The 12,127-nt window shown below is 33.5% G+C and carries 9 protein-coding genes, 1 rRNA gene and 1 pseudogene; 2 read left to right on the top strand and 9 right to left on the bottom strand.

Annotation, left to right across the window (positions count from 1 at the left end; translation table 11 throughout):
- Positions 1-32: 32 nt before the first annotated feature.
- The 8 genes and pseudogenes from FH144_RS06220 to FH144_RS06185 form a co-directional block, all read right to left on the bottom strand.
- A 16S ribosomal RNA gene (locus tag FH144_RS06220) occupies positions 33-1,584 on the bottom strand.
- Between the two features lie 450 nt (positions 1,585-2,034).
- Positions 2,035-3,102, bottom strand: a complete 1,068-nt coding sequence (locus FH144_RS06215) for an Mrp/NBP35 family ATP-binding protein (RefSeq protein WP_242314421.1) — start codon at positions 3,100-3,102, stop codon at positions 2,035-2,037.
- A 186-nt stretch (positions 3,103-3,288) separates the two neighbouring features.
- The gene (locus FH144_RS06210) at positions 3,289-4,719 is read right to left on the bottom strand and encodes an MDR family MFS transporter (protein WP_242314419.1); all 1,431 of its coding nucleotides are present in this window, start codon (positions 4,717-4,719) and stop codon (positions 3,289-3,291) included.
- Between the two features lie 80 nt (positions 4,720-4,799).
- A complete protein-coding gene (locus FH144_RS06205) occupies positions 4,800-5,270 on the bottom strand; it encodes a SepA family multidrug efflux transporter (protein WP_107508405.1) in 471 nt (156 codons plus the stop codon).
- Positions 5,271-5,371: 101 nt separating this feature from the next.
- Positions 5,372-6,703, bottom strand: a pseudogene (sdrM, locus tag FH144_RS06200) (multidrug efflux MFS transporter SdrM).
- A 279-nt stretch (positions 6,704-6,982) separates the two neighbouring features.
- Positions 6,983-7,672, bottom strand: a complete 690-nt coding sequence (trhA, locus tag FH144_RS06195) for a PAQR family membrane homeostasis protein TrhA (protein WP_242314416.1) — start codon at positions 7,670-7,672, stop codon at positions 6,983-6,985.
- Between the two features lie 17 nt (positions 7,673-7,689).
- Positions 7,690-8,877: a UTP--glucose-1-phosphate uridylyltransferase gene (locus FH144_RS06190; protein ID WP_198612158.1), complete on the bottom strand. Its 1,188-nt coding sequence runs from the start codon at positions 8,875-8,877 to the stop codon at positions 7,690-7,692.
- Between the two features lie 158 nt (positions 8,878-9,035).
- Positions 9,036-9,554 (bottom strand): metal-dependent hydrolase, encoded by a 519-nt coding sequence (locus tag FH144_RS06185; RefSeq protein ID WP_198612157.1) that lies wholly within the window; start codon positions 9,552-9,554, stop codon positions 9,036-9,038.
- A gap of 172 nt (positions 9,555-9,726) precedes the next feature.
- Between FH144_RS06185 and FH144_RS06180 the strand changes: the two genes are divergently transcribed.
- Positions 9,727-9,987 carry a SunI/YnzG family protein gene (locus tag FH144_RS06180; protein WP_107508400.1) on the top strand — a complete coding sequence of 87 codons (261 nt, stop codon included), beginning with the start codon at positions 9,727-9,729 and terminating at the stop codon, positions 9,985-9,987.
- 156 nt (positions 9,988-10,143) lie between these two features.
- Complete coding sequence (locus FH144_RS06175) at positions 10,144-10,458, top strand: heme oxygenase (protein ID WP_242314414.1); 315 nt, start codon at positions 10,144-10,146, stop codon at positions 10,456-10,458.
- A gap of 119 nt (positions 10,459-10,577) precedes the next feature.
- On the opposite strand, the gene FH144_RS06170 is transcribed toward FH144_RS06175, so the two are convergent.
- The gene (locus FH144_RS06170) at positions 10,578-11,951 is read right to left on the bottom strand and encodes a YjiH family protein (protein ID WP_277953142.1); all 1,374 of its coding nucleotides are present in this window, start codon (positions 11,949-11,951) and stop codon (positions 10,578-10,580) included.
- Between the last annotated feature and the right edge of the window lie 176 nt (positions 11,952-12,127).

Here is a 12,127-nt window from a genome sequence, read left to right as displayed (position 1 = left end):
TCCGATACGAGGTGTTCCGAATATATCCTTAGAAAGGAGGTGATCCAGCCGCACCTTCCGATACGGCTACCTTGTTACGACTTCACCCCAATCATTTGTCCCACCTTCGACGGCTAGCTCCAAAATGGTTACTCCACCGGCTTCGGGTGTTACAAACTCTCGTGGTGTGACGGGCGGTGTGTACAAGACCCGGGAACGTATTCACCGTAGCATGCTGATCTACGATTACTAGCGATTCCAGCTTCATGTAGTCGAGTTGCAGACTACAATCCGAACTGAGAACAACTTTATGGGATTTGCTTGACCTCGCGGTTTCGCTGCCCTTTGTATTGTCCATTGTAGCACGTGTGTAGCCCAAATCATAAGGGGCATGATGATTTGACGTCATCCCCACCTTCCTCCGGTTTGTCACCGGCAGTCAACTTAGAGTGCCCAACTCAATGCTGGCAACTAAGTTTAAGGGTTGCGCTCGTTGCGGGACTTAACCCAACATCTCACGACACGAGCTGACGACAACCATGCACCACCTGTCACTTTGTCCCCCGAAGGGGAAAACTCTATCTCTAGAGCGGTCAAAGGATGTCAAGATTTGGTAAGGTTCTTCGCGTTGCTTCGAATTAAACCACATGCTCCACCGCTTGTGCGGGTCCCCGTCAATTCCTTTGAGTTTCAACCTTGCGGTCGTACTCCCCAGGCGGAGTGCTTAATGCGTTAGCTGCAGCACTAAGGGGCGGAAACCCCCTAACACTTAGCACTCATCGTTTACGGCGTGGACTACCAGGGTATCTAATCCTGTTTGATCCCCACGCTTTCGCACATCAGCGTCAGTTACAGACCAGAAAGTCGCCTTCGCCACTGGTGTTCCTCCATATCTCTGCGCATTTCACCGCTACACATGGAATTCCACTTTCCTCTTCTGCACTCAAGTTTTCCAGTTTCCAATGACCCTCCACGGTTGAGCCGTGGGCTTTCACATCAGACTTAAAAAACCGCCTACGCGCGCTTTACGCCCAATAATTCCGGATAACGCTTGCCACCTACGTATTACCGCGGCTGCTGGCACGTAGTTAGCCGTGGCTTTCTGATTAGGTACCGTCAAGACGTGCATAGTTACTTACACGTATGTTCTTCCCTAATAACAGAGTTTTACGATCCGAAGACCTTCATCACTCACGCGGCGTTGCTCCGTCAGGCTTTCGCCCATTGCGGAAGATTCCCTACTGCTGCCTCCCGTAGGAGTCTGGACCGTGTCTCAGTTCCAGTGTGGCCGATCACCCTCTCAGGTCGGCTACGTATCGTTGCCTTGGTAAGCCGTTACCTTACCAACTAGCTAATACGGCGCGGGTCCATCTATAAGTGATAGCAAAACCATCTTTCACTATCGAACCATGCGGTTCGAAATATTATCCGGTATTAGCTCCGGTTTCCCGAAGTTATCCCAGTCTTATAGGTAGGTTACCCACGTGTTACTCACCCGTTCGCCGCTAACGTCAAAGGAGCAAGCTCCTTATCTGTTCGCTCGACTTGCATGTATTAGGCACGCCGCCAGCGTTCATCCTGAGCCAGGATCAAACTCTCCATAAAAATTTATGATGTTTGATTAGCTCATAATACTAAATAATGTTTGTAACATTTAAGTTACTTATTGGAATTAACGTTGACATATTGTCATTCAGTTTTCAATGTTCATCATTTTAAAAACAATCTTTATTAATATAGCATTTCTTTTCGAATAAGTCAATATCAATTTCGATTACTTTTATAATTCTAAGTCATCTCAAGTTGTTTTGCAATAGTAATTTTTACACTATGTTAACAATCTTTTAAAAGAATTAATATTCTTTTTTGACGTCTTTTATATCTTATCAACTTTCAATAAGTAAGTCAACAATTATTTTTAAATATTTTTTCAAGTCATATTTAATCAACTTGTTGCTCACAAAAAATAATTCTATCAGATACAAAATATATTGCAATAGAAAAAGCGCATGTATTTTAAGTTTTACATGCGCTAATTTTTCACTTTTATATTCATTATTTTTTAATAGTAGAAGCAATTACTTTTTGTGCGATTGAAGTATAAATTTGTCCTAATCGATCCTCTGGTTGATAAATAGATGGTGAGAAATCTTTAGGATTCCATGTTGGTTGTTCTAAAGGTAGCTCTCCTAGTAATTGTGTATTTAGTTCGTCAGCTAGTTTACGTCCTCCGCCTTTACCAAACACATACTCTTTATTACCAGTTTCTTTACTTTCAAAGTAACTCATGTTTTCAATCACACCTAAAATAGAGTGTTCAGTATGTTTCGCCATTGCTCCAGCACGTGCTGCTACAAATGCCGCAGTTGGGTGTGGAGTTGTAACGATAATTTCTTTACTGCTTGGTAACATTGAATGTACATCTAATGCTACATCTCCAGTTCCAGGTGGTAAATCTAGTAATAAATAATCTAACTCGCCCCATTTAACTTCAACAAAGAAATTAGTCAACATTTTACCTAGCATTGGGCCACGCCAAATGACAGGAGCATTTTCTTCTACAAAGAATGCCATTGAAATTACTTTTACTCCGTGACGTTCTACTGGAATGATTTCTTTTCCTTGAACGCCAGGTTTTTGATCTATACCCATCATATCTGGAACACTGAATCCATAAATATCAGCATCGACTAATCCTACTCTTTTACCTTCACGAGCTAAAGCAACGGCTAGGTTAACAGCAACAGTTGATTTACCTACCCCGCCTTTACCTGAAGCGATGGCAATAAATTCCACTGGGTTATCTTTCGACAGTAAACCTTCAATTGTTTTGGGTTGGTCTTTCTTTTTACCAGTATATTGTTCAACCTTTTCAGCAGGTAATTCTTCAAATCGAATTCCTACAGTATTAGCGCCATTTTCTTTTAAAGCCTTAACAATTGCCATTTGTAAATCTAATTGTGGTTGCCCACCTAATTGAGCCATAGCTACTTTTACACTAACATGCTCAATTTCATCTTTAGTTGTTACTTCGATAATACCTTTTGTCTCTTTAAGAGGTACATCGATAATTGGATCCTTCAACTCTCCAACTATTTCTTTTACTTGATCTACCGTTAACAATGTAAATCCCCCTTAGTTCTTTTACATCTATTTTAACAAATATATTTATAACTTGTGCCTATCTCATTCAGTATATTATTTTCCCATGTAGAAAAAAAGAAGTTAGCTCATCTATGAAAAGCTAACTTTTAAAGATTAATGGCTCGGAAACAGAAATCTAATTTATTTTAAAAATCGATCCGCTTCCTACTGCTTAGTATAATGTCTTTCTTCTTTAATAAATAATGAGAAAATAAAACCGATAATTACAAAGCCAGTAACGATTGCAAATGATAAATCGACACCAGCTGCAACACTTTGTCTTTGAAGTATATCACTATTTGTACTAGCTGAAGAACTTGAAGTTAGTAATTTAGCTCCTATACTCATGAAAGTAACCATTAGAGCCGTACCTAAAGAACCAGCCATAACACGTCCAAAGTTCATAATCGCTGTACCATGAGAAATATCTTCATTTCTTAATGCATTAATACCTGCTGTGTTGATAGGCATCATTAATAATGAAACAGCAAACATTCTAATAGCATAAATGATAACTAATAACATGTATGAAGTATCATATTTTAAGAAACATAAGAAAATAGTTGTAATTATTAAAATTGTAAAACCAGTTAGAATTAATAATCTAGGTCCATATTTGTCATAAATCTTACCAGTGTAAACTGACATAATCCCATTTAGGAGGGCACCTGGCATAATTACCATTCCAGAAAGAAAGGCAGATAAGCCTAAACTATTTTGCACAAATAATGGAATTAATAATGCGGGACCAACCATTGACATCATCACAATCATAGATGTGATGGTACTAAACGTGAATATTTTACTCTTGAACACTCTTAAATTAAGTAATGGATTAGAAATGTTTAACTGTCTTTTCACAAATACGCCTACTATAACAATACCAACTATAAATGAAATTATAATAATTGGATTTGTAAATCCTAGGTTACCCGCACTACTAAAGGCATATAAGATGATACCGAATCCTAATGTCGAATATACAACAGATCTCTTATCTAATTGAGTGTCTTTCGTTTCATTATAGCTTGTTAAGAAGATCGCTCCGAAGATGTATCCTACTAATGCAATACCCACAATAATTATGAAAGGAACTCTCCAACTTGTGTTATCAATAATTAGACCTGAAAATGTAGGACCTATAGCTGGAGCAAATTGAATGACTAGTCCAGCTAATCCCATCGCAAAGCCACGTTTTTCTTTTGAAAATAAGATAAACAATGTGAATTGCATTAAGGGCATTATGATACCTGCACCAATTGCTTGAATGACTCGTGCAAGCATTAACACACCAAAGTTTGGAGCAATGGCAGCCACAATTGAACCAAGCAAGAAGATACCCATCGATATTAAATATAAAGGTTTCGTTTTAATTTTATCCATTAGATAAGCAGTTAGAGGAATCATAGTTCCATTGACTAACATAAACCCAGTTACTAGCCATTGGGCTGTACTTTCTGACGTTTTTAATTCTTTCATTATATGAGGGAGAGCAGTATTTAATAAAGTTTGATTTAATATTGCTATAAAAGCACTTAAAAGCATGACGGCAACTATTAAATTTCGTTTCTTAGTGGACACTTCTATATTCGACATATCTAATCTCCTTTAAATTTATTGAGCATTTACCTATTCAAACAAATATTAGTTAGCGAAACAAACTAAATGCTTAGTACTTATCGTTTCTTTTCATTTAAATTCTCGCTGTCCGGATAAAAAATGATTTTGAAGATATAGAGCAATCCGATAATTAATGCAATGACCCAAAAATCAATCTTGATATAGACGTAGTTAACGTGAATGATGAAAAAGAATAATACGGTAGTTACTATATATGAAATTAAATGATATGTTACCCCATTGAAATATGGATTGTTTGGTAGTTGTTTTCTGAAGTAGTCCATTAAATGCTCAATTGCGAATAAGATAAAATAGCCGAACACAATATAACTACCATAGTAAATCAAATTATCTTGAAGATTTTTATTATAGGTAAAGTAGCCTAATTTGAAAAATATTAAAATGCGACTTAAACCAAAGAGACCAAATCCTAAAAACATTAGAAATATACACCCAGAAATTATAAATATAGTAAGGACAAGTAAAGTAGAAAAAACATTTTTAAATTTATTTTTAAAAAACTTCATTTCAAGTCCTCCTATTTTCATTTTACACGCATATTCTATCATTAATGAAAGATATTATAAATTTAAAAAGGACGAACTACATTTAGTTCATCCTCAAAAGTTTACTGTACTTCATTTTTATATAAAGTAGACCACATAACTATTAATATAATAGTCACTAAAATTACGGCTCCAAGTATATTATGGAAGTTTCCATCAAATAGGCCAAAAGATAGAGCGTATAAATATCCCATAACAGTAGAACCTATAGAAGAACCTAAATTTTTAGTTAATGCATATAAAGACATCATTTTCTTCATATGTTTAGGATTAGTTTCTTCTTGTACAATCACGCTATCTTTAGTGTAAATAAATCCGAAACTTAGACCAGCTAATATAACTGTTGCACCAATTAAGAGTGGCACTTTAAGACCAAACGTAATGATAATACTACTAATTAACAGTAAGGTAAAAGCTCCAAGATATAATGCTTTTCTAGAAAATTTATCTTCGACTTTAGCTAAGTTAAAATTGAGCACAAGCCATGCTACAGATAATGGGAAAATAACTAATCCACTTTCAAGAGGAGAAATATTTAAATGATCTTGTAAATAAATTGGTATATATAAGTTGTACCCCATTAAAGACATTGCAATCAATAAATCTGTAATAAATACTAGTGAAACTGAACGATTAAATTCAGAAACCGGTAAGAAAGGTTGGTCTTTAGTTTTTTCATATTTAAACAATATTATCGCTACTATTATAGCTACTATAAAGGCACCTAAATTTAACGTAAGTATAGTTTTATTTAATAAACTAAACATTAATAATCCTATGAATAGATAAAATAGTAATAATCCTTTTGAATCAAAGTGAGTCGTTTGAACTTCCGCTTCTTCTGAAAAATGGAATGTGATAAATGCTAGTATAATTGCAATAATAGCAATCGGTATATTAATGAAGAATAACCAATGCCATGTGGCGAATTCTAGAATTGCTCCTCCTAATAAAGGTCCAATAATACTAGAAATACCCCATACACTACCTACAATTCCCATAATTTTATAGCGTAACGGTATTTCAAACGCAAGTTTAGGTACTATCTGAGTTAATGACATCATTACTCCGGCGCCCATTCCTTGTACAATTCTTGAAAATATTAGCATCGCAAACGTTCCGCTCATACCGGATAATAAACTACCGATACCGAATAATAATAAGCCAACCATTGCAATATATAGAATTTTAAATCGAGTTAATAATTCGCCTACAATAGGATTAGCTACCACTAGTGCTATAAAATATACTGTGAAAACTAATGATATGGCTGTCCCAGCATTTTAATCTTTACGTATAGTAGGCATAGCTAATGAAATAATGGAAGTTTCAATTGCTGCCATAAACATTGTTAAGACCAATGTCACTACAATCCCGATTGATTTTAAATTCATTAATCAATGACCTCCTTCCTTGATTTTTATTTATTGAACATATTAATGTTTCAATTAAAACACTAACGGAAAACTTTGGAATAAAAATAGCAGCCAAGGACATTTAAAATGTTCAAGGCTGACTCATTTGAAAGTAGTTAATTAATTATAAGGGAATAGAAATCTAACATAATTTCAAAGATTTTATTATCTCTCTTAGTCAATCTTGCAAATTCTAAGTGGAAATATCACTAAATTCAATGAGAATTTGATATTTCCACTCTTATTTTTAACTCTTTATTACATAAAATATAAAATCCCTATTAAATGTAAAAGCGATGCTAGTACTATAAAAACATGCCATATCATATGAAAATAGGGACGGTTTTTCTGTGCGTAGAACCATGCCCCAATAGTATAAGCAAGTCCTCCGAGGACGATGAATAATAAAAATAACCATGAGGTATGCATAAAAATAATTGGTAAAAATATTATGCCTACCCATCCCATAACTAAATACACAATCAAGCTTAGTTTATGGTTAACTTTTACAGAAAGAGATTTATAAAGAATCCCCCATATCGTTGTGCCCCACAATAGTATAAAGACAAGCCAACCAATCCATCCACCAACTACAGTCAACATAACTGGTGTATAAGTTCCGGCAATTGCCACGTATATCATACTATGATCAATAATTCTTAAAATGTACTTATGCGCAGTATTATTTTGCATTGAATGATAAACCGTAGACGATATAAACATCATGAAAATACTAATAACGTAAATCGACACGCTTATTGAACTTAAGGTTCCTTTATCTATATAACTATGGACGGCAGCATAAGGTAAAATAAATAACGTTAGTAAGGCTGCTGCACCATGCGAGGTAGCATTGCCTATTTCTTCCCCAAAAGATAGTGGAATAATGTCTTTAAAAGATTCAATTGCATTATCTTTTGAATTCTTAGGTTTAGGTGTTTTAGACATCTAAACTCCACCACCTTTTAAATTAAGTTTTTTCGTTTTAAATCTGCCGTAGCAGTTTCAACGCTATCTTTACCTTCCTTATTTTTTAATGGAGAAAATTCATCTTCACGAGATACTTGTAGCGTTATAAAGCTAGTCGCATATCTAAAAATATCAAAATAGAATAATTCAAATTTTAATGTAGGCTTTTCAACTACACCAAAATCCTCGTCCAATTGTTTTAATTTCTTAACTGCTAAATGGTATGGTAATTCATTATCCACGGCTTGTTTAATAAATGCTAATTTAAACGCATGGATGCCGATGTTAGCATTATCAAATGTATTTGCAACATCTTCATCAAGTTCAGAATATTCTAGAACAGTATCTTTGCTCTCTTTATTTACTAATCTACCGACACTTTCTCCATGTTTCGGTTGAATAGATTTAGACGTTACATCTTTATTATTCACTACTGTATAACCAGCAAATAAAGGATCCAATACTTTAACTAATACGTTATCGATATTATTTAAGAAAATGTACTTAACTCCATCTGTTTGCATTTTATCTAAATAGCCCGTTTTTTCTAGAGATTTAAATACACCACCATTACCATTTGGTGTTTCTAGAATATATCCTTGTTCATTAAGTACAAGTTGTCCTTTTTCACTTAAAGCTACAATATTATCTTGTTTGAAAAAGTGAATGTTCTCAGGATTATACCCGAAGTAATTGTGTTCTTTGAAATAAGTAAGTGTTTCTTCATGGTTAATATCACTTGTCATAATATACCAGTTAACAAGATGGCCAGTTTCTTTTTTTAGATTGAGTAATTGGCGTGCTTGTAATTCAAATAAACTTACTCCTTCTATTTCAAAAGAACCTTTAGGACCTTTATATCCTAAACGTGTACCTTGTCCACCAGCCATAAGTAGAACAGCAAATTCGCCGTTTCTAATAGCTTCTATTCCTTTGTGTTCGTATTTTTCAACTTCTTGCTCTGTAAGTTCATTACTACGAGCATACTTGACTTCCGTTACAGAAGAAACATCAGAAATCGTTTGACGATTCACATATAAATCTTGATATAAATTTTGTGTAAATTCTAAATCTAGTGAGTCGACTTTTGATTCCAACTGTTCTTTTTCATTACTGCTCATAAGCTTTTCATATTCACTTAAATGTTCTTGATTATATTTCTTTAGTTTACTTTGGTCTAGCATTTTAACTCTCCTTATAGTTAGTTTTATTCTTTCAACCTATTGAAAAAAATCATTTAAATAACCTAAATTTATAATTTGCAAATTGAATTTAAGCAAATATTTTAATTCGATGTATTCATATGCTAACTATCTAATTGTTTTATTTATTCACATTCTACTTACCCTAAAAATGAATGACTAATATAGTGTATTAAATCAATCAAAAAGGTTTGGAAAAATATGTATAGTGCTCCAATACTTAAAGCCGTAGCTAATGATGCATCCACCATGCCACCGGTTTTAAAAGTAAAAGGAAATTTAATTGTTAGAGGAATAGGATAAAGTAACTTTACTCCTCTTGGCGTTAACATATCTAGTATAACATGAGATGCCATTGCACCGATAATTGAAACTAAATAGTACGTAGGTGTTTGTATTAAATTAAGCAAGAAAATAATTATTCCTAAAAATAAAAGTGAATGTGTGAAGGTTCGGTGACCAAAGAAAAGATTGATTAATACGCTAAGCACCTTAAATTGTCTTCCAACTTTACTTCGAGTATGACAGATGTCAGGAAGTAAACTTGATACTATTGCCAAGCATATTACTGTAACAGTAGAAAATATATCAATATGAAAGTGTTCGGTTGTTAATGCACCTACTAATAAGCCAGCAGATACGTGTGTTTTTCCTGTCATTTATCTTCTCCTTTATGTAGAACATATTAACATAAATCGAACAAAAACACGAACATATCTTCGGTGTTAATAGTATGTCATAAATATTTAAAAAGTATCACACAAACTCTTGAAAACGATTACACAATGATATATGATGTAACTATAACTTACATAAAGGATGTGTTCTTTAATGGCAATGACAGTTAAAAAAGATAATAATGAAGTTAGAATTCAATGGAGAGTAGCAGATATTAAAATTCCTACTAACGAAATTAAAAATATTTCTCAAGATCAAGACCTTCATGCGGTTCCAGATTTAGAGTCTAAAAATATTTCTCGTATCGGTTCTACTTTTGGTAAAACAAATCGTGTGATTATTGATACAGATGACCATGAATACATTATTTATACTCATAACGATCAAAAAGTATATAACGAACTTACTAAATAATTTTTCTTAATCGATAACTTCGCAAAGTTGATCATTTAACTGCTAGCTAATCTCAAATTAGTTAGCAGTTATTTATTTTGTAATCAATAATAGTTTTTAATTTTATTTTTTGAAAAAGTGATTATGATAGTCATAAACGTTCAAGGAGGAATTAAGATGTTTGTAGTAACGAATAGAATTACCGTCAAAAAAGGATTTGCTGAAAAGATGGCGCCTCGTTTTACAAAAGGTGGAAAAATCGAATCACTAAAAGGATTCCATAAAATTGAAGTGTGGCAAGTAGCTAATGATGATGAAAGTGAAGATATGTATGTGAATACTTGGTGGGAAACTGAAGAAGATTTTAAAGCCTGGACGCAAAGTGATGCATTTAAAGAAGCTCATAAAAACAGAGGATCATCTGATTTTAAAGAATCTCCTGTCATTAAAAGTGAAATTGTTAAAGCCAATGTATTATCTACATTAGGATAATATGAGAACACACTTATGATTATAAAATTAAGAAAGCCTGATACATACTGTCGAATGCTCATGCACTCACATATATGAATCAGGCTTTTTAATATGCTAAGTTGTTTTTTATATTTTCCCTATAATAATAGATGTGCCATAAGTGAAATAATTGGCAATGTTATCACTGTTCTAATGAGGAAAATCATAAATAACTTGCCTATACTAACAGGGATTTTCGAACCTAAAATTACTCCCCCAACTTCTGATAAATAAATAAGTTGAGAAATACTTAAAGCCCCTATGATAAAACGTGTAATATCACTGTGTACATCAGCGATTAATATAGATGGTAAGAACATATCTGCAAAACCAATCAATAATGTTTCAGAAGCTCTAGCCGCTTCAGGAATTTGAAGTAACTCAAGAATAGGTATAAATGGTTTACCTACAATTTCAAAGAGTGGCGTATAGTTTGCAATCATAGTAGCTAATGTCCCAATACTCATAACTACTGGCAGAATAACAAACCACATATCAATTACTGTTTTAAAACCAGATTGCATAAATTCTTTAAAACCTGGTGCTTTATAACCTACTTCTGTAGCTTCTTCAAAGCCATATTTTAGAGCTGATGTTCCTTCTGGGAGTTTTTCAAGTCTTTTCTCTTCAGAAACTTCTTTTGTGTATTCATCAGGAATACTACTTAATGGCCAAATTCTAGGCATAATCATTGCTGCTACAAAACAAGAAATAATAACAGTTAAATAAAATTCGAAAAGTTTATTTTGCATTCCAACTGTTTCAGCAATAACGATTGCGAATGTAATAGATACTACACTAAAAGTTGTAGAAATAACGGTAGATTCACGTCTTGAATAAATCCCACGGTCATATTGACGACTTGTAATAAGTACGCCCACTGTACCATCACCTATAAATGAAGCCAAGTTATCTACTGTAGAACGACCTGGTAACGTAAATAATGGTCTCATAACTGGTCTGAAAAGTGGTCCAAGAAATTCTAATAAGCCGTATTCCATTAAGAAAGATAAAAATAATGCTGCAAATAGAAATACAGGTACTAACGTTGGTAATAAATCGTTAAATACCAACCCACCAGTGTCTTCTGAATAAATAACTTTTGTTCCTAATTTAAAATAAGTCATCCATGCAAAGACAACGGCCAATAATCTCAATGTTAACCAAATAGGACCTACATTGAAGGCGTTATCTAGTAAACCACCTGGCTTAATCTTATTCTTTAAAAATAAGGAGCACACCACGGTGAATATTGCCGATAATGTAATAATAAATAAGATAATAATAGGCATAGCATCGCCAAGCACACTTTTTAACCAACTTGCTAAAAAGGCTACTGGTAATGTAGTTTGTTTTTGACCATCTTGTGTAACAGGTACAGGTATTAAAAATAAAATAATACCTATTATAGACATGGTTATAAATTTGGCTCGCCCTGTTATAATCTGTTTTTTTGTATACCCCTCCACCATTTATACCTTCTTTCTCTTTTTATAAATGCTTATATATTCATTAGTTGTATGTAAATAAGTAAAATTCAATTACCCAAAATATATAAATATAACTTTAAATGTATTTTTATAAACAATATGTATATTACTATATCTCATTTTCAAAAGGTACGCAATATACAAAAAGCTAATTTCTC

The sequence above is a fragment of the Staphylococcus sp. acrmy genome, from assembly GCF_022690565.1.
Classification (GTDB): Bacteria; Bacillota; Bacilli; order Staphylococcales; family Staphylococcaceae; genus Staphylococcus; species Staphylococcus caledonicus.
The sequence above is the reverse complement of the archived record's forward strand: the minus strand, read 5'-3'. Positions and strand labels throughout refer to the sequence as shown.